The organism is Amycolatopsis samaneae (assembly GCF_039541975.1).
GTDB lineage: Bacteria > Actinomycetota > Actinomycetes > Mycobacteriales > Pseudonocardiaceae > Amycolatopsis > Amycolatopsis samaneae.
In genome coordinates this window covers 287,978-310,142 of the sequence record NZ_BAABHG010000001.1, presented here as the reverse complement: position 1 = coordinate 310,142, position 22,165 = coordinate 287,978, and the positions used below count along the sequence as shown (strand labels likewise).

19 protein-coding genes are annotated in these 22,165 nt (G+C 71.2%); 6 read left to right on the top strand and 13 right to left on the bottom strand.

Annotation, left to right across the window (positions count from 1 at the left end; translation table 11 throughout):
• Window positions 1–71: 71 nt before the first annotated feature.
• The gene (locus tag ABD987_RS01405; RefSeq protein ID WP_378213971.1) at window positions 72–3,281 is read right to left on the bottom strand and encodes an arabinosyltransferase domain-containing protein; all 3,210 of its coding nucleotides are present in this window, start codon (window positions 3,279–3,281) and stop codon (window positions 72–74) included.
• Window positions 3,282–3,474: 193 nt separating this feature from the next.
• Window positions 3,475–4,044: a TetR/AcrR family transcriptional regulator gene (locus ABD987_RS01400; protein WP_345385933.1), complete on the bottom strand. Its 570-nt coding sequence runs from the start codon at window positions 4,042–4,044 to the stop codon at window positions 3,475–3,477.
• Window positions 4,045–4,122: 78 nt separating this feature from the next.
• Between ABD987_RS01400 and ABD987_RS01395 the strand changes: the two genes are divergently transcribed.
• Complete coding sequence (locus ABD987_RS01395) at window positions 4,123–5,052, top strand: NADP-dependent oxidoreductase (RefSeq protein WP_345385931.1); 930 nt, start codon at window positions 4,123–4,125, stop codon at window positions 5,050–5,052.
• Here the strand turns inward: ABD987_RS01395 and ABD987_RS01390 are convergent.
• Genes ABD987_RS01390 through ABD987_RS01380 form a run of 3 tightly spaced genes read right to left on the bottom strand, consistent with a single transcriptional unit; the run spans window position 5,042 to window position 7,683 of the window.
• Window positions 5,042–6,235, bottom strand: coding sequence for an NAD(P)/FAD-dependent oxidoreductase (locus tag ABD987_RS01390; protein WP_345385929.1), 1,194 nt, complete (start codon window positions 6,233–6,235; stop codon window positions 5,042–5,044). The two genes, ABD987_RS01395 and ABD987_RS01390, sit on opposite strands and share 11 nt — an antisense overlap.
• A complete protein-coding gene (locus ABD987_RS01385) occupies window positions 6,232–6,426 on the bottom strand; it encodes a ferredoxin (RefSeq protein ID WP_345385927.1) in 195 nt (64 codons plus the stop codon). The genes ABD987_RS01390 and ABD987_RS01385 overlap by 4 nt, the downstream gene beginning before the upstream one ends.
• Before the next feature lie 21 nt (window positions 6,427–6,447).
• Window positions 6,448–7,683 (bottom strand): cytochrome P450, encoded by a 1,236-nt coding sequence (locus ABD987_RS01380; RefSeq protein WP_345385925.1) that lies wholly within the window; start codon window positions 7,681–7,683, stop codon window positions 6,448–6,450.
• 170 nt (window positions 7,684–7,853) lie between these two features.
• On the opposite strand from ABD987_RS01380, the gene ABD987_RS01375 reads away from it, so the two are divergent.
• The gene (locus tag ABD987_RS01375) at window positions 7,854–8,522 is read left to right on the top strand and encodes a formylglycine-generating enzyme family protein (protein ID WP_345385923.1); all 669 of its coding nucleotides are present in this window, start codon (window positions 7,854–7,856) and stop codon (window positions 8,520–8,522) included.
• A 72-nt stretch (window positions 8,523–8,594) separates the two neighbouring features.
• Here the strand turns inward: ABD987_RS01375 and ABD987_RS01370 are convergent, their stop codons facing one another.
• Window positions 8,595–9,608, bottom strand: coding sequence for a S1 family peptidase (locus ABD987_RS01370; RefSeq protein ID WP_345385921.1), 1,014 nt, complete (start codon window positions 9,606–9,608; stop codon window positions 8,595–8,597).
• A 362-nt stretch (window positions 9,609–9,970) separates the two neighbouring features.
• Between ABD987_RS01370 and ABD987_RS01365 the strand changes: the two genes are divergently transcribed.
• Window positions 9,971–10,360 (top strand): hypothetical protein, encoded by a 390-nt coding sequence (locus tag ABD987_RS01365; RefSeq protein WP_345385919.1) that lies wholly within the window; start codon window positions 9,971–9,973, stop codon window positions 10,358–10,360.
• A gap of 214 nt (window positions 10,361–10,574) precedes the next feature.
• On the opposite strand, the gene ABD987_RS01360 is transcribed toward ABD987_RS01365, so the two are convergent.
• Window positions 10,575–11,162 carry a MerR family DNA-binding transcriptional regulator gene (locus ABD987_RS01360; protein ID WP_345385917.1) on the bottom strand — a complete coding sequence of 196 codons (588 nt, stop codon included), beginning with the start codon at window positions 11,160–11,162 and terminating at the stop codon, window positions 10,575–10,577.
• Window positions 11,163–11,214: 52 nt separating this feature from the next.
• Between ABD987_RS01360 and ABD987_RS01355 the strand changes: the two genes are divergently transcribed.
• Together ABD987_RS01355 and ABD987_RS01350 are read left to right on the top strand one after the other, a co-directional pair.
• The gene (locus ABD987_RS01355) at window positions 11,215–12,225 is read left to right on the top strand and encodes a methyltransferase (RefSeq protein ID WP_345385915.1); all 1,011 of its coding nucleotides are present in this window, start codon (window positions 11,215–11,217) and stop codon (window positions 12,223–12,225) included.
• Window positions 12,222–13,160: a methyltransferase gene (locus ABD987_RS01350; RefSeq protein WP_345385913.1), complete on the top strand. Its 939-nt coding sequence runs from the start codon at window positions 12,222–12,224 to the stop codon at window positions 13,158–13,160. The genes ABD987_RS01355 and ABD987_RS01350 overlap by 4 nt, the downstream gene beginning before the upstream one ends.
• 140 nt (window positions 13,161–13,300) lie before the next feature.
• Here the strand turns inward: ABD987_RS01350 and hpaD are convergent, their stop codons facing one another.
• The 6 genes from hpaD to ABD987_RS01320 form a co-directional block, all read right to left on the bottom strand.
• The gene (gene hpaD, locus ABD987_RS01345) at window positions 13,301–14,344 is read right to left on the bottom strand and encodes a 3,4-dihydroxyphenylacetate 2,3-dioxygenase (RefSeq protein WP_345385911.1); all 1,044 of its coding nucleotides are present in this window, start codon (window positions 14,342–14,344) and stop codon (window positions 13,301–13,303) included.
• On the bottom strand, window positions 14,341–15,852 hold the full coding sequence (hpaE, locus tag ABD987_RS01340; protein WP_345385909.1) for a 5-carboxymethyl-2-hydroxymuconate semialdehyde dehydrogenase: 1,512 nt from the start codon (window positions 15,850–15,852) through the stop codon (window positions 14,341–14,343). Before hpaE ends, hpaD begins: the two co-directional genes overlap by 4 nt.
• Before the next feature lie 2 nt (window positions 15,853–15,854).
• Window positions 15,855–16,799, bottom strand: a complete 945-nt coding sequence (gene dapA / locus ABD987_RS01335; RefSeq protein ID WP_345385907.1) for a 4-hydroxy-tetrahydrodipicolinate synthase — start codon at window positions 16,797–16,799, stop codon at window positions 15,855–15,857.
• Between the two features lie 105 nt (window positions 16,800–16,904).
• Window positions 16,905–17,582, bottom strand: a complete 678-nt coding sequence (locus ABD987_RS01330; RefSeq protein ID WP_345385905.1) for a GntR family transcriptional regulator — start codon at window positions 17,580–17,582, stop codon at window positions 16,905–16,907.
• The gene (locus ABD987_RS01325) at window positions 17,564–19,003 is read right to left on the bottom strand and encodes a fumarylacetoacetate hydrolase family protein (RefSeq protein WP_345385903.1); all 1,440 of its coding nucleotides are present in this window, start codon (window positions 19,001–19,003) and stop codon (window positions 17,564–17,566) included. Before ABD987_RS01325 ends, ABD987_RS01330 begins: the two co-directional genes overlap by 19 nt.
• Before the next feature lie 79 nt (window positions 19,004–19,082).
• Window positions 19,083–20,519, bottom strand: a complete 1,437-nt coding sequence (locus ABD987_RS01320) for an aldehyde dehydrogenase family protein (RefSeq protein ID WP_345385901.1) — start codon at window positions 20,517–20,519, stop codon at window positions 19,083–19,085.
• A 165-nt stretch (window positions 20,520–20,684) separates the two neighbouring features.
• Here ABD987_RS01320 and ABD987_RS01315 point away from each other — a divergent pair, with 165 nt between their 5' ends.
• The gene (locus ABD987_RS01315) at window positions 20,685–22,139 is read left to right on the top strand and encodes a GMC family oxidoreductase (protein WP_345385899.1); all 1,455 of its coding nucleotides are present in this window, start codon (window positions 20,685–20,687) and stop codon (window positions 22,137–22,139) included.
• Window positions 22,140–22,165 lie beyond the last annotated feature (26 nt).

Here is a 22,165-nt window from a genome sequence, read left to right as displayed (position 1 = left end):
CAAAGGGTGGCAGTGCGTCGCGGTCGGTCCAGGGGCGTCGGCTGTCGTTCGTCGGCGGGTGGGCGTGCCGGTCAGCGCGTGGGCGTGGATCCGTTCGGCTGCAGGGGGCCCGGACCCGGCGACCACCAGCCCCACTCGGTCTTCTCGCCGCGCCTGACGTGTGGCGCCACACCCTTGGTGTAGGGCTCGACGCGCATCAGCTGACCCCACGACTGCTCCGGGGCACCGCGCAGGTAGCTCGGCACTTCGGGCTGGTCCGCGACCTCCTCGAGCCAGCCGAGCGGACCGCCGTGGGCGCTGCTCGCCCAGCCCGCCTCCGACGCCAGCGAACCCGCGGTGATCCGGTACGCCGGCACCTCGGAGATCCCGTCGTGGGACACCACGGGGTTCATGCGCGGGTACACGAACGCCGCGGGCCAGTCCATGTACACCGGCGCGTCGCCGACCCGCTGGGTCAGCGTGGTGAACGTGGGGATGCGCGGCGCGGTCACCGCCACCCAGCCGTCCGAGGTCACGTCGTCGTCCTTCGCGACCACGCGGACCAGCGTGGCGTCCTTCGGCAGGTCGCCGAGCTCGACCCGCTCGTCGGCCCACTTGCCGGTGACCGACTTGTCGGTGCCCGATTCGGTGCCGGCACCGGGGGCGAGTACCTGATGGGACTTGACGATCTTGGTCCCCTCGGGGGACGGTGTGCCGAATTCGAGCCAGACACCTTCGGCCTTGCCGGACTTGGCCGCCACCGCGACCGCGAGCTGCGAGTTCGCCCGGCCGGCCGGCAGCTGGTACCAGTCGGTGCGCAGGCGGCCGGTCCGCTCGTCCGAGCCGTGGCTGCTCCACATCGGCACGGTGCTGGTGGTGAACCCGTGTGGCGGGCTGTCCAGCGGGTCGTCGCCGGATTTCGTGGTGGTGTGGAACCCGGCCGAGGTGGTGCCGTTGTCCTGGTCGGCGGGCGGCAGCCCCGGGGTGGCCTGCCGCTGCCCGCTCGGCGCGGTCGGCGCCGGGACGGGCTTGAGCAGGCTCGAAACCGGGTCCTTCTCGACCATCACGTGATCGGAGAGGTTGCCGCTGCCGGTGAACACGTGCTGCACGTTCGCCGCGCCGAGACTGTAGCTGTTCCACTGTTTCTGGATCGCCTTGCCCATGCTGGCGAACTCGAACACCACGACCACGCCGCAGACCACGACGAGCGAGAGGGAACCGAGTTTCAGCGCGCGCAACCGCCGTTCCGGCGTCGGGGGCGGCAGCGGCCCCGGCCGCTGCATCCGCACGTTCTCCACGAACGCGATCACCGCCACGACGGCCGCCGCGAGCAGCAGGAGCGTCGAGAGGTGGTAGCCGTGGAAGGACGGTGCCTTGTCGAACCACGGCACGCCGATACCCGACACGAACCAGTACGCGTTGGGCCCGGTCACCGCGAGCGCGGCCACCACCAGCAGGCCGGCGGTGAACGCGGCCCGGTTGCGCCTCGACCGCAGCACCGCCGAACTCGTGGCGAGCGCGGTGAGCGCGGCCATCGCCGAACCCACCGCCGCGAACGCGCCGAAATGGTGCGTCCACTTGGTCGGGGTCAGCGCCAGCAGCAGGAAGAACAACGCCGTGGTGCCGATCAGCCGCCGGGCGGGGCCGAGCGCGGCACCCTGGATCCGGCCGCGGCGCAGCAGCACGACCAGGCAGGTCCCGGTGCACAACACGAGCAGCAGCACCGGGAACCGCCGGATCATCGATCCGTCGGCGTTGTCGGCGAACAGCAGCTGGTACCGCGAAAGCTCGTTGTACCAGGGCTCGCTGGGGCCGACGTTGCCGCGCAGCCGGGTCGCCTCGGCCACCGTGGCGAAGGTCTGGTCGGCGAACACGACGACGAGCACGATGAACCCGGTCGCCGCGATCGGCGCGAGGATCGGCGCCCAGCCCGCTTCCCGTGCCTTGGCGCGCAACATCTGGAACAGCGGCCGCGCGGCGACCAGGAACGGCGCCACGGCGATCAGCGCGGTCGGTGTCGCGGCGAGGGCGAACGCGGCGGCCAGCAGGCCGAGACACAGCGGGAGCAGGCGCCGCGTGACGAGGGTCCGTTCGACCGCGCACAACGCGAGCAGCGAGCCGAGGGCGGCCCACGGCTCGGGGCGCACCCCGTTGTTGAACGGCAGCCACCAGACCAGGAACACCATCGCCGCGGCCCAGCTCGCCGCCGGGCTGTGCCGGACCTGGGTGCCCAGCCGCGGCATGACCTCGCGGCTGATCAGCAGCCAGCAGAGGGCGCCGATGAGGAACGAGGGCAGCCGGATCCACGGCGGCACCGTGGAGACCGTCGCCATCAGCTCGTAGATGTGGTCGTTCCAGCCGAACGGGGCCTCGGCGACGCCGAACCACCGGTGGTAGTTGGTCAGATAGCCGACCTGCCCGGCCACTCTGGCCATGGTCAGGATGTAGCCGTCGTCGGAGGTCACCGGCCCGATGAACACCCAGGCGCCGAGTACCCCGAACACCGTGAAATCGCGTTTGGTGAGCTTCCACCAGCCGACCGGTGCCCAGCGGGGCGCCCGCCGGGCACCGCCGCGGTCGAGCCGGTTCACCGCGATCAGGCAGCCGATCAGCGCCAGCACCCCGGCCACGCCGACCCCGATCTTCAGGCCGGTGGGGGAGGACTGGTAGCGGGTGTCCGGGGTGATCGACACCTTCAGCCCGGCGGTCGGGTCGCTCGCCGAGGCGATGTCGGTGTAGATCCCGACGACGCGCGGGCGCACGTCGTCACCCGCGTCGTAGACCGGGGTGCCGGCGACGGTCAGGGTGGTGTGCGTGGCCGTGGACGAGAACCGGACATCGCAGCCGGTCGCGGGCAGCGGCTGCCGGGCGACCTGCTGGCCGCGGTTGAACGCGGTGAGCACGCCCTTCTCCACCCGCAGGAACACTCCGGCACCGTCCCCGGTGCGCGCGCCGGGGACGGTGGAGAACAGGTACCCGCCGCCCGGCAGGCGCGTGTTGACCGACTGGATCGCCGGGCACGGCAGGTCGGCGCGCAGGTCCTGCGCCCAGTAGCCGGTGAGCGGCGCGTTCACCGGACGGGTGTCGCCGCCGGCCGGCCAGGTGATCTCGGCGGTGTCCTGCACCACCGGCATCAGCGGGGAGGCGATCGCGCAGCCCGCGGAGAGCGCGCCGAGCACGACGACCAGCCAGCGCCACAGCCGGGTGCGGGATCTGGAGCGGGTCGTGGCGTCTGGGCACGGATGCCGCGGATCGGTCACCTCTTTGGAGATCACCGTCGGTTTCCCACCGGCCGTCCACATCGGCCGGACGCTATCACGCTACCCGTGCCCGGCTCGGGGACACCTCCGGCTCGAGCGGGTCGAACGGTTCGTTTCGTTCCGTGACAAGGGTTTTGGCGCCGGTAAAGTCGCGGTAAACCGGCTCGCCGGTAAAATCTGTGCAAACATTCGGCTTTTCGCCGTGCACTGTCCTAAAAGGACTAAGTGACCCGGTTCAGCACAGGGCGGTGGCCGCGCGGATGTCGCCGAGTGCCTGCCGTGCCCTGGTACCGAAATCCGCGCCGCCGGTCGTGCCGCTCCAGCCTTCGTAGGCGATTTTCATGGCGAGCGCGCCCAGTTCCGTGGCCACGCACGCGGTCAGGCCGGGGACGCCTCGTCGCCGGAGCGCGTCGGTCATCGACGCGACGAGGGCGAGTCCTTTCAGTGCCTCGCGTTCCTGGAGTTCCGGGTGTCCGGCGATCACCGTTCGCCTGCGGGCGGCGAACTCACGGCGTTCGGGGGTGAAAGCCTCCTGTCCGACCAGGTCCAGCGCGCAGGCCACCGCTTCGAGCGGGGCGGCCCCGGCGGGGGCGCCGGCGATCCCCTTGGCGAGCAGATCGGTCATCGAGCCCCGGCCGAAGAGCACTTCCCGTTTGTCCTGGAAGTGCCGGAAGAAGGTGCTCTTCGTCAGGCCCGCGCGCTCCGCGATTTCGATGACCGTCGTGTTCTCGTAGCCGCGTTCCTCGAAGAGTTCGAGCGCGGCGACGGCGAGTCGCTCCGGTGCGTGGGGTTGCCAGCGGGCCATGCGGCCAGTGTACGGCACTTGGTCCCGTCACTCGTGTACGGTGATGGGACCAAGTCTCATCACCGTGTGGAGGTTCCCATGAGTCGAGCTGTCGTCTACGCAACGTTCGGCGGCCCGGAGGTCCTTGAGCTGCGTGACGTGCCCGAGCCGCACGCCGGTCCCGGCGAGGTCCGGGTCCGGGTGGCGGCCGCCGGGCTGAACCCGATGGACTGGGGTATCGCCGCGAGCCCCGAGGCGGCGTCGGGGTTCGGTATCACCGTGCCGTCCGGGTTCGGGTACGACTTCGCCGGTGTCGTCGACGAGGCCGGGCCCGGTGTCGAGGGCTTCGCGGTGGGCGATCGCGTCTTCGGCGGCGCCCTGGCGAGGGCCGTCGCCGATCACCTGGTGCTGAAGGCCCCGGCCGCGATGCCCGACGCGTTGTTTCGCACGCCGGACGGCATCAGTGACGAGGTGGCGAGCACGCTCCCGGTGGCCGGCCTGAGCGCGGCCGCCGCGCTGGCGGCGATCGACCTCCGGTCCGGCGACACCGTCCTGATCGGCGGTGCCGCCGGTGGCGTGGGCGTCTTCGCCGTCCAGCTCGCGAAACTCGCCGGTGCTCGGGTGCTCGGCACCGCGTCGGAGGGCACGTTCGAGTTCCTGCGCGGGCTGGGCGCCGAGCCCGTCACCTACGGCCCGGGACTCGCGGACCGGGTGCGGGCGCTGGCGCCCGGCGGGGTGAGCGCCGCGACGGACCTGTTCGGCACCGAGACCGCGGAGGCCGCGCTCGCGCTCGGCGTGGCGCCCGGCCGGATCTCCGCCATCGCCGCGCGGCCCGCGCCGCCCGCGGGGGTGCGCGCGACCGGCGGCTTCGACGCGGAACCGGGGGCCATGGACCGGATCACCGAAGCGATCCTCGCCGGTGAGCTCACCGTGCCGATCGCGGCGAGCTTCCCGGTCGGGAAGATCCAGGACGCCGTGGCGTTGCAGGCCGGACGCCACGTCCACGGAAAGGTCGTGGTCACCCTGTGACGCCCGCGGTCGCCCATGCCGTCCCCTCGACAACGTGGCGCCGGAGCAGACGGCCCTGTTTCGGCATGTTCCAGCCCAGCGCCCCGGTGCTCCGGCCGCCGGAGCCGTAGAGGGCGGTGAACCGCCCGTCGCCGGGATCGCCGTCGACGATCCGGAGGTCCGCGTCCGGCGGAACCGTGCCGTGGACGTGGATCTTCGCGTCGTACTGGTCGCTCCAGAAGTAGGGCACCGGCGCGAAGGGTTCTCCCTTGCCCAGCAACGTCTTCGCCGCCGCCATACCCTGTTCGCCCGCGTTCGTGCGGTGCTCGACCCGGATCCGGCGGCCCAGCCGCGGATGGGGCCAGCTCGCGACGTCGCCCGCCGCGACCACCCCGTCCGCGGCCCGGCAGTACGCGTCGCAGTCCACGCCGTCGGTGAGCGCCAGCCCGCTCGTGACGAGCCATTCGGTGGCCGGGACGGAGCCGACCGCCACGAGCACGAGGTCGGCGTCCACAGTGGACCCGTCGGTGAGCAGGACGCCGGTGACCCGGCCGCCGGAGCCGCGCAGCGACGCGACGCCGGTGTTCAGCCGCAGGCGCACACCGTGGTCCTCGTGCAGCCGGGCGACCACCGCGCCGACCCGGGGGCCGAGCTGGCGGACCATCGGCGTGGCGAGCGGGTCGACCAGGGTGACGTCGAGACCGAGCCCGCGTGCCACCGCGGCGGCTTCGGCGCCGAGGAAGCCCGCGCCCACCACGACCAGGGCCGGTCCGGCCCGGAGGCGTTCTCGTAGCGCGAGCGCGTCGTCCAGGGTGCGCAGCACGCACACCCCGGCCAGCTCGTCCCCCGCGGGCAGTGCGCGGGGCCGCACGCCGGTGGCGATCACCAGCCCGTCGTAGCCCAGCACGCTCCCGTCGGAGAGGGTGAGTTTCCGCGCCCCGACGTCCAGCGCGGTCGCGGCGGTGCCCAGCACGAAATCCGCCTGGAGCGCTTCGAGGGCTTCGGGCGAGCGCAGCAGCACGCGCTCGGGCTCCCACTGTCCGGAAAGGATCTGTTTCGACAGCGGTGGCCGGTCGTAGGGGAGCGCGTCCTCGGCGCCGATCAGGGTGAGCCGCCCGTCGAAGCCCTCGCGGCGCAGGGCATCGGCGGCGGCGAGGCCGGCGGCCGAGGCGCCGGCCACCGCCACGTGCCGGAGACCGGTCACGGTTCTTCCAGCCGGATCACCGCGGCCGGGCAGATCGCCGCGGCCTGGCGGACGTCCTCGTAGTGCGCCGCGGCCGGGTTTTCCAGCAGTACCTCGACGATCCCGTCGTCGTCCTGGTCGAAGACCTCCGCCGCGGCCAGCACGCACTGCCCGGACGCGATGCACCTGTCCTTGTCGACAATGACCTTCACGGTGTTCTCCCTCCCCTCGGGCTACCAGGTGACCGGCAGCTCGTGCACGCCGTAGACGAGCATGTCGTGCTTGAACCGGATCTCCTCGAACGGCACCGCCGGCCGCAGCGTCGGCACCCGGCGGTAGAGCGTGCCGTAGACGACCTGGAGCTCGGCGCGGGCCAGTGGCTGCCCGAGGCACTGGTGGATTCCGTAGCCGAACGCGACGTGATGCCGTGCCTTGCGGTGGATGTCGAGCTCGTCGGGATTGCCGGGGAACGCCCGCTCGTCGCGGTTGCCGATGTCGTTGGCGAGCACGACGCCGTCACCCGCCTTGATCGTCGTGCCGCCGATTTCGATGTCCTCCAGCGCGACCCGGCGGCGTCCGCTGTGCGTGATATTCAGGTACCGCAACAGTTCTTCGACCGCGTTGGCGATGAGCGCCTTGTCCCCGGTCTGGCGGATTTCGGCGAGCTGCGCGGGATTGCGCAGCAGTGCCAGGGTGCCCAGCGCGATCATGTTCGCGGTCGTCTCGTGCCCGGCCACGAGCAGCAGGATCGCCATGTCGGCGGCCTGCCGCATGGTCAGCGCGCCGTCGGCGACCTGACCGGCCACCAGCCGGTCGAGGACGCCGTCGCCAGGGTCGTTCCGCTTGTCCCGCACCAGTTTCATGAAGTATTCGTGCAGTTCGCGGGTGGCTTCGACCGCCGCTTCGGGAGTGCTGTCCCGCGAGATCAGCGCGCGGGACAGCCGCTGGAAGAAGGCGTGATCGGAGTACGGGACACCGAGCAGCTCGCAGATCACCAGCGAGGGCACCGGGAGCGCGAACGCCCGCACGAGGTCGGCCGGCTTCGGCCCGGCGAGCATTTCGTCGATCAGCTCGTCGACGATCTGCTGGATCCTCGGCCGCAGCGCCTCGACCCGCTTGACCACGAAGTTCCCGGTGAGCATGCGCCGCAGGACGTCGTGCTCGGGATTGTCCATGCTGATGAACGTCCGGGACACCGCGCGCCGCGCCCGGCTTCCCGGCGTCTGGTGCGGATATCCGTCGTGGCGGGGATCCGCGCTGATGCGGGAATCGCCGAGCAGTGCGCGCTGGTCCTCGTAGCCCGTGACGAGCCACGCGGTGCTGTCGTCCCAGAGCCGGATCCGGGAAACGGGTTCTTCCTGTTGCCTGCGCCGCAGTTCCGGCGGCGGATCGAAGGGGCAGCCGTGCGCGCGTTCCATCGGGAAAGACGACAGCTCCGAAATCTGGCTGGTCAACGAAACCTCCACCATGTGTGGGCGAAGCGGGGGACTGAACGGCCGTCTGACGCCAGGCTAGCACAGTTACTTAGCAATGCTAAGCGTTCGTTCGGGTGATCCGCCGCGAGCGGCCCGTAATGCCCGGGAAAGGCTGTTTTCGTTGCCGGAGAAAGGGTTTCCGGTGGCCGGTAAAGTGGCTGATCATGGACGTGCGCACGGGTGCCGAGCTGATTTCCCTCCCGCGGGGCGAGGTGACGCTGTCGGATCGGCGTACGCGCCGGGACTGGACGGTCGAGGTGGGACCGTGCCTGCTCGCCGCGGTCCCGGTCACCCAGGCGTGGTACGCCGAGGTCACCGGGTCGCGGCCGAGCGCGGGCCGGGGCGACGCGCGGCCGGTCGAAGGTGTTTCCTGGCTCGACGCGGTCCGGTTCTGCAACGCCGCGTCCGCACGCGCGGGGTTCACGCCGGTCTATCGCGTCGATGCCGAAGACGCCGCGTGGGACGCGGACGCGGATGGGTACCGGCTGCCGACCGAGGCGGAATGGGAGTTCGCGTGCCGCGCGGGCACGACCGGCGCGCGGTACGGCGAGCTCGACGAGATCGCCTGGCATCGCGGGAATTCCGGGGAGCGCGTGCACGACGTCGGCGGCCGGCGGCCCAACGCGTGGGGCTTCCACGACCTGCTCGGCAACGTCTGGGAATGGTGCTGGGACGTCTACGACGCCGAGGTCTACGGCGGCTACCGGGTGCTGCGCGGCGGCGGATGGTTCGACGAGCGCTGGAGCTGCCGGGCCTCGGTGCGGCGCCGGAGCCATCCGACCCTGCGGATCGACGACGTCGGCTTCCGCGTCGCCCGGACGGTCGTGCCTTGAGGCCGGGGACGCTCCGTCAATGCCACATTGAGGGACTCTGAGTCCCTCAATGTGGCATTCACGGACGGTCGGTCAGGCCAGGGTGAGGCCGTAGGACTGGAGTTCCAGGGTCAGCGGGTAGAAGTAGCTGGTGGTCGAGTTGCCACCGGACAGCGTGCCGAGGCCGGTCGAGCCGTCGTAGGCGGGGCCGCCGGAGTCCCCGTGGTCCGTGTGCGCGCTGGTGCCGAATTCGTGCCGCAGGACGCCGACGTCGAAGTTCACCGTCTGGTCGACCGACTTGACGGTGCCACCGCCGCCCCCGGTGGTCGAACCCTGCTTCTGGATCCGCTCGCCGACCCGCGGCGCGGCCGCGCGGGTGATCGCCTGCCCGGTGTTGATCCGGCCGGGTCCGGTACCGTTCGGCCGGGTCAGCAGGCCGGAGTCGGCGCCGGGGCAGTCGCTCTCGACGATTCTCGCGCCGGTGACGTCGCCGCCGGACCAGGTGCCGCCGAGGTTGGTGCAGTGCCCGGCGGTGAGCAGGTAGGGCTGGCCGCCGCGCTTGACGTTGAAGCCGAGGGAACAGCGGTTCGTGCTGTTCCGGATGGCGTCGCCGTCGGCGATGTGCAGTTCGAGCCTGCCCGCCTCGTGTTCGACCCGGACGCTGTCGCCGAGCCTGCCCGCGGCCTCGGTGACCTTCTTCGCGGTGGCCGGGGACGCGGCGCCGAAGACGGTCACCACCACCTGGTTCGTGCTGGTGTCGATGCCCCACGCGGTCTGCGGCGCGGCGCCGATCCCGTCGAGGGCGTTCTTGGCGCCGGTCAGCGCGGCGAAGCTGTGGGCGACCTTCTTCGCGGTGAGCCCCGAGTCCCGCACGGTCTTCGCGGCGGCGTCGTCGAGGACGGTGACGACCGCTTTCCCGTTGTCGAGGTAGAACCCGCCCGAGGCCGTGCCCAGCGCGTCGGTGACCTGAGTGGCCTGGGTGATCGACGCCTCCTGAAGCTGGGCGAAGGCCAGCGGCCCGGCGGAGGCCTGCTGCGCGCAGACGCCGGTGGTCAGTGCCGCGGTCGACAGGACGGCGAACGCGGCGAGGGTTTTCCGGGATGTCATGGGATCTCCAGTTCGTGCCAGGGTGGAAGAAACACGACGGGGATCACCCTGTTCGCGCCGAAAAGTCCGCCGCTACCGACCAAGGTCGGGACCCGATCGGCGAATCGCACGAAAGGGGGAAATCGGTCCTAAAACGGTCGCGGCGGTACTACGCAATTAATGCCTGTCGCGCCGCCGAAAGCGTGTGCGGTAACCGTCCGGGTGAACGGATGACCGGTGTTCCGGGCGTCCGATGTGGAGGGAACGCCGCGCGAACGCCGTCCGGTGGCGACAAACCCACGTGGACGGCGTCATGGGGCCGTGTGATCGTCGTCTCCCAACCGGCCGGTAACATGCGACGGACCGAGGAAGAGGACGCAACGGTGAACACCTCCGAGCAGAAGACTGGTGGCGAGCTGCGCGTGCTCTACCAGCTGCACACCGAGCTGACCATCCTCACCCCGGCACTCACGGTGGCGCCGGGGACGCCCGAAACGGCGACCATGACCGCGGGCCTGCGCGAGACCACCGCGGCCGCGGCCGAACTGCTCGCCGCCGCCGAACCCGAGGCGCTCGACCACATCCGGCGGGCGCTGGCCTACGCGGCCGCGCACGACTTCGCCGCCGCGTGCAGCGACCTCGCCTACGCCCAGCACCGGCTTTCCGTGCTGCTTCGCCGCGACGACCGGCCCCGCCGGCCCGACGCCGCCCGCGAGCCGACGCTGCGCTGGCGGATCGGCACGTCGCCCAGCCGGGAACTGGACCGCCCCTGAGACGTGGCTGTGGGGCCCCGGCCGGTCACGGCTCCCCGCACCTCGCGTGCTCAGCCGCGTAACTCACGTGATCAGGGACGCAACTCACGAGTCGCGCCCCCCAACACGCGAGTTACGTCCGTAATCACGCGAGGTACGGCTTCGAGCACGCGAGTTACGCCGGCCGTGTTCGTCGGCAGGCGGCGGAATCGGTGGCCAGGGGTTGACCGCTTTCTCAGCGGACCCGGTGCCGGGCACGGTAAGCGCGCTGGCGGCAGGCGTGCGAGCAGTACCTCCGGGGGCGGCCGCGTGTGGCCCGGGGGAGTGATCCGTGACAGCCGGGGCATCGGGTTTCGTCACCGGCAGGGGTGCTTTCGTCACGGGTGGCCGCGCGGGCGGCGGCGAGGATGTCCGGCTCGGGGACCCGGCCGCGCGGGGTGTGCGTGGTCAGCTCGTGGTCGAGGTAGGGGCAGGTGACGACGTCGTCGTCCACGCACGAGAGCAGGTGCGCCAGATAGTCGCGGGCGGCGCCCAGCCGGGTGATCCGCTCCTGGAGGCGGTCGATCTCCTCGCGGACCGTCGCCTGCCAGGTGGCCAGGCCGGCGTGCCCGGCGGTGACGATCGCGGCCTTGTCGAGCGGCATCATGCCGGCGACGCGGCACAGGTAGGCCAGGCCGACGCGCCGCAGGTCCTCCGCCCGGTAACACCGCCGCCCGCCTTCGCGCCCCGGCGAGCCGAGCAGGCCCTGGCGCTCCCACCAGCGGAGGGTGGCGGGGCTGAGCCGGTACAGCGCGGCGGCCTCGCCGATGGTCACGGTTGACATGAAGCCGACTTTAACACCCAGAATTTAGGTTAGCCTAACTTTGGGAGTGGGGATGGATGCACGGACAACGCTGCGGCGGCTGCTGGGCGGCGCGATGGGCACCCACGTCATCGGGGTCGCCGCGGACCTCGGCCTGGCCGACACCATCGGGGAGGGAAGGCGGGTCGCGGAGATCGCCCGCGCACACGACCTGCCCGCGGACCGGATGACCCGGCTCCTGCGGGCGTTCGCCGGTCTCGGCTACTGTGTCGAACGGGAGCCGGGGGTGTACGCGCTCACCGAGGCCGGTTCCTTGCTGCGCAAGGACGATCCGCGATCACTGCTCGCCCTCGCGAAGCTGTCCACCGCGCCGGTCACCGAACGCCCGTGGCGGCGCCTGCGGGACAGTCTCCGCACCGGGCGTCCCGCGTTCGAGGACGTCTTCGGGTGCCCCGCCTTCGAATACTTCGCGGGTGAACCGGAGCAGTCGGCAAACTTCAACGCGGCCATGAGCCAGGGCACCCACGACTTCGCCGAAGCGGTGTCCGGCGTCTACGACTTCGGCCGGTACGCCACGATCGTGGACCTCGGCGGCGGCGACGGCACCCTGCTCGCCGCGATCCTGCGCGGCGCGCCCGAGGCTCGCGGAGTGGTGTTCGACCTCGAAGCGGCCACCGCCGAATCGGCGCGGATCCTGGACCGGGCCGGGGTTTCGGACCGGACCACGGTCGTGACGGGCGACTTCCGCGAAAACGTGCCCGAGGCCGACCTGTACGTGATCAAGAGCGTGCTGCACAACTGGGACGACGACCAGGCGGCCGTCGTCCTCGGCCACTGCCGGGCCGCGATGCGCCAGGACGGGCGGGTGCTGATCGCCGACCCGGTGCTGCCGGAGCTGGCGTGCGCGGACGAGCGGCCCTTCGACCCGTACCTGATGGATCTGCACATGCTGGTCGTGGTCGGCGGGAGGGAACGCACCCGGAGTGAGTTCGAGACACTCTGCGCCCGCGCCGGGCTCGCCGTCACGACGGTCGTCGACGTGCCCGGTACCGGGCTTTCCCTCGTCGAGGCGGAAGCGCGGTGACCGCCGCCGAAACCGTGCGCGGGTGGCTGCGCGGCGCCAAGGCGGCGCACCTCGCCGGGGTTTTCACCAGGCTCGGGATCGCAGACCTGATCGGCGCGGGGGAGAACACCCTCGGCGCGCTCGCCCGCGCGGGCGACATGGCGCCGGACCGGATGATCCGCCTCCTGCGCGGGTTCACCGACCTCGGCCTGTGCGCCGAGGACGAGCCTGAGGTGTTCACCCTCACCGAAACCGGTGCCGCGCTGGGAGCGGGCGGCCCGCTGTACGACCTCGTCCTGACCTCGACGGACCCGGTGACCGAGCGGGCCTGGAGCGCGCTGGAGGCCGGGGCGCGTTCCGGGCGCGGTGGCTTTTACGAGACCTTCGGGAAGTCGATTTTCGAGTACCTGGACGGAGATCCGGAATGGCGGGAACGCTACGACCGGTTCATGGGCGGGCACACCACCACGATCGCCGAGGAGGTCGGGGAGTACCACGATTTCGGCCGGTACCGCACGGCCGTGGACGTCGGTGGCGGGGACGGTACGTTGCTCGCGGTGCTCTCACGACGGTATCCGCGCTTGCGTGGGCGGGTGTTCGACCGCGCCGACGGCGACTTTCTGCGCGAGGTGCCCGCCGGGGCCGACGTCTACCTGCTCAAGTGGATCCTGCACGACTGGCCCGACGACGACGCCGGCACGATCCTGCGCACCTGCCACGCCGCGATGCCCGCGCACGGCAGGCTGCTCGTCGTCGAACGGATCCTGCCGGAGCGGGCGGCGCCCGGCGCGCCCCGGGACCCGGAGCTGAGCGACCTGCACATGCTGACGGTCTACGGCGGGAAGGAACGCACCCGCGCCGAGTTCGAGCGGTTGTGTGCCAGGGCCGGGCTCGCCGTCGAGCTGGTCACCCCGCTGCCGTCGGGAATGAGCCTGATCGAGGCCGTGCCCGTATGACGTAACTCGCGTGATCAGGGGCGTAACTCACGTGATCGGAGGCGGGCCGTCTCCCAGCACGCGAATTACGTGCTCAATCACGCGAGTTACGCCCCCGCGCAGGTGTCGTTCACGACCCGGTCGTCACTGGGCCGGTGTGTTCAGACCTGTTGGCCCAGTTTGAAACCCTGCTGCTCGGCGGTGTAGGAGAACCCGTCCGCGCCGATCGTCACGTCGGCTTCCCGCGCGTCGGAACGGACGACCAGGGGCTGGACCGCGCCGTCGAGGTCCAGCACGGGTGAGGCCTCGGCGTACCAGCTCGGGACCACCGGGTTGCCCCACCAGTCACGTCGCTGGTTGTCGTGTACGTCCCAGGTGATCACCGGGTTGTCCGGGTCGCCGGTGTAGTAGTCGTGCGTGTAGATCTCGATGCGGTGCCCGTCCGGGTCCCGCAGGTAGAGGTAGAACGCGTTCGACACCCCGTGGCGTCCGGGGCCGCGCTCGATCATGTCGGACCTGCGCACGGCGCCGAGGTGATCGCAGATGTGCAGGATCTGGTGCCGTTCGTGGCCGGCGAAGGCGATGTGGTGCAGGCGCGGCCCGTCGCCGCCGGTCAGCGCGACGTCGTGCACGGTCGGCTTGCGGAACATCCAGGCGGCGTAGACGGTGCCCTCGTCGTCCTGGATGTCCTCCGACACCCGGAACCCGAGACCTTCGTAGTACTTCCGCGCGGCCGGGACGTCCGGGGTGCAGACGTTGAAATGGTCCAACCGGGACAGCGCGCCCGCGCCGTGCACGTCGTAGCGCTGGGTGAACCGCTCGACGTGTTCGGCCTCGTGGAAGAACTCCACCGGGAAGCCCAGCGGGTCCAGGATCCGGACCGCCTCGCCGATCCCGCGGGTCGCGCCGGCCGGGCGACGTTCGACGCGGACGCCGAGCTCGCGGTAGTACGCCTCGGCGAGATCCAGGTCCCCTGGGGTGCGCACCCGGTAGGCGAGCACGGCGAGGGCGGGCGTGTCTCCCTTGCGCAGCACCAGGGAGTGGTGCAGGTACTCCTCGAACGCGCGCAGGTAGATCGCCTCGTCGTCCTCGTGCGTCACGACCAGGCCGAGGACGTCGACGTAGAACTCGCGCGACGCGGCGAGGTCGCTGACGACGAACTCGGCGTAGGCGCAGCGGAGCACGTCCGGCGGTGTCGCGGTCATGACTGTCCTTTCTGGACCGCTCCGAAGCGCGCGGTGTGCACCGCGCCGAGCGTCACGTGGATCGCCTGCTGATGGGTGTAGAAGTCGATCGAACGGTAGCCGCCCTCGTGCCCGAGGCCGGAGGCCTTGACGCCGCCGAACGGCGTGCGCAGGTCGCGCACGTTGTGCGAGTTGAGCCAGACCATGCCCGCCTCCACCGACTGGGCGAAGGTGTGTGCCCGGTTCAGGTCGGCCGTCCACAGGTAGGCGGCGAGCCCGTACTTGACGCCGTTGGCAAGGGAAAGCGCTTCCTGCTCGGTGTCGAACGGGGTGATCGCGACGACCGGGCCGAAGATCTCCTCCTGGAAGATCCGCGCGTCGGCGGGCACGTCGGCGAACACCGTCGGCGCCACGTAGTTCCCGGTGTCCAAACCGGACGGACGGCCGCCGCCGGCGAGCAGCCGCCCCTCGGACCTGCCCAGCTCGACGTAGCTCATCACCTTCGCGTAGTGCTCCGGGTGCACCAGCGCGCCGACCTCGGTGGCCGGGTCGTGCGGATCGCCGACCACGATGTTCCGCGCTCGTTCCGCGTACCGCGCACAGAACTCCTCGTAGACCGGGCGCTCGACGAGGATGCGGCTGCCCGCGGTGCAGCGCTCGCCGTTGAGCGAGAACACGCCGAACAGCGTCGAGTCGATCGCCGCGTCGAGGTCGGCGTCGGCGAACACGATGGCCGGGGACTTCCCGCCCAGTTCCATCGACATGCCCTTGAGCCCGGCCGCGCAGTTGCGGAAGATCGTCTGCCCGGTCGTGGACTCGCCGGTGAACGAGATCAGCGGGACGTCGGGGTGCTTGACCAGCGCGTCACCCGCTTCCTCGCCGAAGCCGTTGACGAGGTTGAACACGCCGTCGGGCAGCCCTGCCTCGCGGAAGATCCCGGCCCACAGGCTCGCCGAGAGCGGGGTGAACTCGGCGGGCTTGAGCACCACCGTGCACCCGGCGGCGATGGCCGGGGCGAGCTTCCAGCTCTCCAGCATGAACGGCGTGTTCCACGGCGTGATCAGCCCGGCGACGCCGACCGGCTTGCGGTGCACGTAGTTCACCTGCCGCCCCGGCACGCGGTAGGTGTCGTCGGCCTGCGCCACGATCAGGTCGGCGAAGAACCGGAAGTTCTCGGCGGCGCGCTGGGCCTGGCCGAGCGCCTGGGTGATGGGCAGGCCGGTGTCGAAGGTCTCCAGCTCGGCCAGCCGGGCGTCGGCCGCCTCGACGGCGTCGGCGATCCGGTTCAGCACCCTGGCCCTGGCCCGCGGCAGCATCCCGGGCCACGGCCCGTCGGTGAACGCCTTTCGCGCGGCGGCCACGGCGCGGTCGACGTCCTCGGCCTGGCCCGCGGCGGCGGTCACGTAGGGCTCGTTGGACACCGGGTCGAGCACGTCGAACGTCTTGCCGGACACGCTGTCGACGAACTCGCCGCCGATGTAGTGCTGGATCCGGGAGGGCAGGTTCTCCGGGACGTGGTGCTTCGCCATGCCTATTTTCCTTCCACGGTGAAGCCGTCGACCGGGCTGAGGTAGGCCTCGCCCTGGCTCATCAGGTCCTTGATCCGGGCGACGCCCGCGTCGGTCGGCGTGATCAGCGGCGGCCGGACGTACCCGGACCCGATCAGCCCGCGCTGGGCGAGCACCCACTTGCCCGGCGCGGGATTCGTTTCCACGAAAAGGAGATCGACCAGCGGGTGGAGTCCATAGTGGATTTCCCTGGCGAGGTCGAGGTCGCCGTCCTGCCACGCCTGGTACATCTTCGCGCAGGCGGCCGGGGCGATGTTGGCGGTGGCGCTGACGAACCCGGCGCCGCCGAGTGCCAGCAACGGCAGGCAGAGCAGCTCGATCCCGGACCACACCAGCAGGTCCTTCCCGCACAGGTGCAGCACGCGGGAGAAGTGCTCGAAGTCCTTTGTGGTCTCTTTGACGCCGACGAAGTTGTCGAGTTCGCGGAACAGCCGGGCGACGGTTTCCGGGGCGATGTCGACCGCGGTCCGGCTCGGCACGTTGTAGGCCACGATCGGCAGGTCGGGGAACTCCCGCGCCACCGTGCGGTACCAGGTGTAAAGCGCTTCCTGCGTGGGACGGGCGTAGTACGGGGTGATGACGAGCGCGGCGTCGGCGCCGGCTTCGGCCGCGGCGGCGGTGAGTTCGAGCGTCTCGTCGAGCTTCGCCGACCCGGTACCGGGCACGAGCGGCACCCGGTCGCCGACCTCGGCCGCGACGGTGCGGATCGCCTCGGCGCGCTCGGCGATCGTCTGCGCGCCGGGCTCGCCGGTGGAGCCGCCGATCGAGATGCCGTGCGAGCCCGCCGCCAGCTGCCACCGCACGAGGTTCTTCAGGCCGTCGTGGTCGACGGCGCCTTCGGCGGTGAACGGCGTCATCAGCGGCGCGATCGAGCCCCTGATCGACTGGGGGTCTGCGCGGAAGCGCATGGATTCCTCCTGGGTCTCTTACCAATGAGACGGAAAGTAAGCCGGCAAAGACGGACCTGCGGGAACCACTTACTTTCGGTCGGTTTGGTATCTATCGGCACAGTGCTACGAGTGGCGTTGGGCCTGGTACGCCTGGAAGGCGCGCAGGGTCGCCAGCCGGTGTTCGCGCACGGCCTGTTCGACCTCGTGCGCGGGCGCGCCGCGTCCGAGCAGGCCGAGGATGTTTTCGTGCTCGGCCACCGATTCCTTGGCGCGGCCGGGCACGAAGCTGAACGTCGAGGTGCGCAGCCCGTTGAGCCGGTTCCAGCCGCGGGTGACCAGGTCCAGCACCTGCGGGTTGGGACAGGGGCCGAACAGCACGGCGTGGAACTCGCGGTTGAGCGCGGTGAACCGGTTGGGCTCGAAGTGGTCGAGGCAGTCCGCCAGCTCGGCGTTGAGCGCTTTCGCCTTTTCGAGCACTTCCGGCGGTGACACCTCCGAGGCGAGCGCGGCGGCGTAACCCTCGACGAGCGCGAGGGTCTGCATCGTGTGCTGGTAGTCGGTTTCGTCCACCATCGCGACCTGCGCGCCGATGTTGCGCTCGAAGGTCACCAGCCCTTCGGCCTCCAGCAGCCGGATCGCCTCGCGGACCGGGACCACGCTGACGCCGAGTTCCTGGGCGATCTGGCCGAGGACGAGCCGGTAGCCGGGGGAGAAGGTGCCGTCGTGGATCCGGGCCTTGATCCACTGGTAGGCGATCTGCGACTTGCTCATCGCGTGCGAGTTCATGCCTTCGGCTGCCATGCGGCATACCTCGCCTTCCAGCCCTCGTTCATCGGGTAGAGCCCCTCGACGCGCTCTCCCGCGGCCACCTGCTCGGCGATGAAGGTCTCCTGCCGTTCCTGCTCGATCGCTCCGGCCACCACCTCTTCGACGAGCGAGGGCGGGATGACGAGCAGCCCGTCGGCGTCCCCGACGAGCACGTCGCCCGGCTGGACCGAGGCGCCACCGCAGGCGACGGTCACGTCGACGTCCCACGGCACGTGCCGCCTGCCGAGCACGGCGGGGTGCGCGCCGGCGTGGTAGGTCGGGATGGCGAGCGCGGCGACCGCGGCGACGTCGCGGACCCCGCCGTCGGTGACGATCCCCGCCGCGCCCTTCACCTGCGCGCGCAGCGCGAGGATGTCACCGACGGTGCCGGTGCCGCGCTCGCCGCGGGCCTCCATCACCAGGACGTCACCGGGCCCGAGCGCGTCGATCGCGCGTTTCTGGGCGTTGTACCCGTTTCCGTGCTCGCGGAAGAGGTCCTCCCGGTGCGGGATGTACCGCAGCGTCCGCGCGCGGCCGATCAGCCGCGTGCCCGGCCTCGTCGAGGTGAGCCCGTCGATGGACACGTTGTCGTACCCGCGTTTGCGCAGCTGCGCCGACAGTGTCGCGACACCGACGCTCGCGATTCGTTCCCGCAGTTCTTCGGTGAGGACGAACTCGGGTTCGCTTGTCCCGTAAGCGTCCGCGCGCTGTTGACTGTCCACACGGGGCAGTGCGCCGTACGGTCCGAAAGGGACGGTCCCGGCGACGATCGGGGTCACCAGCCGCCCGGTGGACGGCCCGTTCCCGTCGGCGGCGTCCACCTCGACCTCCACCACGTCGCCCGGCCGCACCACCGAGGCGCCCGCGGGGGTGCCGGTGAGCACGACGTCGCCGGGTTCGAGGGTGAGCAGCTGGGAGAGGTCGGCGACCAGCCGCCCGAAGCCGAACAACAGCTCGGCGGTGGTGTCGGACTGGACGAGTTCGTCGTTGACCCAGGTGCGCACGCGCAGCGCGGCGGGATCGACGTCCCCGGCGGGGAGCACGGCCGGGCCGAGCGGGGTGAAGCCGTCGCCGCCCTTCGAGCGCAGGTTGGAGCCCTTGTCGGCGTAGCGGAGGTCGTAGACGCCGAAGTCGTTCGCGGCGGTGACGCCGGAGACGTGTGACCAGCCGTCCTCGGGGCTGACCCGGCGCGCCCGCGTGCCGATGACCAGCGCGATCTCGCCCTCGAACCCGAGCAGTTCGGTGCCCGCCGGCCGTTCCAGCGCGGCCCCGCTCACGGCGAGGGAGGTCGGCGGTTTGAGGAAGTAGCTCGGCTGGGCCGGGACACGTCCGCGCTGCGCCGCCCGCGACGGGTAGTTGAGGTGCAGCGCGATGATCTTGCCGGGTCGCACGGAGAGGGGAGACGCGCTGGTCATGGCTGACTTCCTGCCTGGTCTGCTGCTGCGAACGACAACATATCCGAAATAATATACGATCCTGCCCGGTGGTGCCCGGTCACCGTCCGTAGTGCAGCCAGACGGACTTCGTCTCGGTGTAGGCGTCCAGCGCCCACGGCCCCATCTCCCGGCCCCAGCCCGACGCCTTGTATCCGCCCCACGGCGCGGCCATGTCCGGGATCGGCGGCATGTTGACGAACACCGCGCCGGCCCGGATCCCGTCCGCGAACCGTTGCGCCGTCCCGATGTCCCGCGTCCACACCGTCGCGGCGAGCCCGTACTCCGTGTCGTTCGCGCGGGCGAGCAGCTCGTCCTCGTCGTCGTAGGGCGTCACGGCGAGGACCGGGCCGAAGATCTCCTCCCGCATGATCGTCATGTCGTCGCCGACGCCGGAGAACAGCGTCGGCGCGTAGAAGTAGCCGTCGCGGTCGACGGGCTGCCCGCCGGTGACCAGCTCGGCGCCCTGCTCGCGGCCGGTCGAGACGAGGAAGTCGACGTGCTCGCGGTGCTTGGCCGAGACCAGCGGGCCCAGCTGGCTGGACTCGTCGAGCCCCGGCCCGAGCCGCAGCCCGGACAGCCCCTCGGCGAGCTTCCCGACGAACTCCTGCTCCCGCTTGCGATCGACGTAGAACCGCGTGTACGCGGCGCAGACCTGCCCGGAGTTCAGCGTCGACCCGGCCAGGTTGCCCGCGACCGCCGCGTCGATGTCGGCGTCGCGCGCGATGATGCTCGGTGCCTTCCCGCCGAGTTCGAGCGTGAGGCGTTTGAGGTTCGACTCCGCGCTCGCGGCGGTGATGAGCTTCCCGACCGCGGTCGAGCCGGTGTAGGAGAGGTGATCGACGTCCGGGTGCGCGGACAGCATCGCGCCGACCGTGCCGTCGCCGGTGACCAGGTTGACCACCCCACGCGGGAAGCCGGCTTCGTGGGCGAGTTCGACCAGGCGGATGCTGGTCAGCGGCGTGACCTCGCTCGGCTTGATCACCACGGTGTTGCCGGTGGCCAGTGCGGGCGCGAGCTTCCAGGCCAGGATCATCAGCGGGAAGTTCCACGGCGTGATCAGCGCGTTGACCCCGACCGGCTCGCGCCGGGTGTAGTGCAGGGTGTCCGGGAACGACACCGGGTTGGTGGTGCCCTGGATCTTGGTGACCCACCCGGCGAAGTAGCGCAGGTGCTCGGCCGTCCCGGTCACGCTCACCTGACGGGAGATCCCGATCGGCTGGCCCTGGTCGCGGGTTTCGAGCGCCGCCAGCTCCTCGTGGTGCGCTTCGACGAGATCGGCGAGGCGGAACAGCAGCGCGGCCCGCTGGACCGGCGGCAGCCCGGCCCACTCGGGCGCGGTCAGCGCCCGGCGCGCGGCGGCCACGGCGGCGTCGACGTCGGCCCGCGACGCCGTGCCCACCTCTTCGAGCACCTTGCCGGTGGCCGGGTCGAGGGTCGCGATGGCGTCGCCGCCCGCCGCGGTCCACTGTCCGTCGATGAACAGGCGTGTGGCCATCCCTAGCTCCTCCTCGACCGGCGGATCGTGTGGATCCTTGTGGTGATCGAGTATCGGCCGGGGCCGCTGTCGCGGTCTTGTCCGCCAAGGCACGCCGATTGTCGGGCAGCGAAGGGATCTTCTCGTTCCGGACGCGCCACGCGCCCGCCTTGCGAGGCTGGGACCATGGACGTGATTGTGGTGGGCGCGGGCTCGGCGGGGTCGGTCCTCGCGCGGCGGCTGGCCGACGCGGGCGCGCGGGTGAGGTTGCTCGAAGCGGGCGGCCCGGACACGAACCCGGCGATCCACGACCCCGCGCGGGCGGGGGAGTTGTGGCACGGCCCGGAGGACTGGGATCTCCACACGGTCCCGCAGCGGCACGCGGCGAACCGCAGGCTGCACCTGCCGAGGGGCAAGGTGCTCGGCGGCTCGCACGCGCTCAACGCGATGATCTGGGTCCGCGGGGCGCCCGCCGACTACGACGGCTGGGAGATACCGGGCTGGGCGTGGGACGAGGTGCGGCCGGTGTTCGAGCGGATCGAGAAGGATCTCCTCGACGTCGTCCCGAACGAGCCGCTGCACCCGATCCAGCGGTCCATTGTGGACGCCGCGATGGAGGTGGGCCTGCCGTTCAACCCGGACTACAACGGCGACACCCTCGACGGGGTGTCGGTGGAACGCATCACCCTGCGCGCTGGGAAGCGGCTGACCACCTGGCTCGCGTATGCCCGGCCGGCCATGGAGTCCGGAAACCTGACCGTCCACACCGGAGCGCTGGTGCACCGGCTGCGGTTCGAGGGCACGCGTGCCGTCGGCGTCGTGGCCGAGATCGACGGTGTCGTGCGGCGGCTGGACGCGGATCGGGTGGTGCTCGCCGCGGGCGCGTTGTCCTCGCCCGCGATCCTGCTGCGCAGCGGGGTCGGCCCGGCGGACGAACTGGCCGCGCTGGGCATCGACGTCGTCGCCGACCTGCCCGGCGTCGGCCGCAACCTGCACGATCACCTGCTCTCCCCGGTGATCTTCGCGACCGACCGGCGTGAGGTGGAGCCCCCGGCACCCGGCCGGTCGGTCACCCAGACCCATCTGTTCTGGCGCAGCAGGCCGGGCCTCGCCGTGCCGGATACCCAGCCGATCCACTTCAGCGTGCCGATGTACGAATCGTGGATGACCGGCCCGGAAACGGGATTCTCCCTGATGGCGGGCATGGTTTCGCCGCGGAGCAGGGGCAGACTCCGGCTCGGCGGCCCGGAGGTGGGCGACGCGCCGCTCATCGATCTCGCGGCACTGGCCGACCCCGCCGACTTCGAGAGCCTCGTCGCCTCAGTCGAGCAGTGCCGGGAGATCGGCAGGGCGCCGGCGCTGGCCGGGGAATGGGGAGCGCGCGAGCTGTATCCCGGACCCGGCGCCGACGTCCGCGACTACGTGCGCCGCACCGCGATCACCTACCACCACCAGGTCGGCACCTGCCGCATGGGCACCGGGGAGGACGCGGTGGTCGATCCGGAGCTGCGGGTGCGCGGCCTGTCCGGGCTGTGGGTGGCCGACGCGTCGGTGCTGCCGACGGTGACCACCGGCAACACCAACGCGCCCGCCGTGCTGGTCGGCGAGCGCGCGGCGGGGTTCGTACTCGGCGACTCGTGAGCGTTGGTACTGCGACGGCACATGGC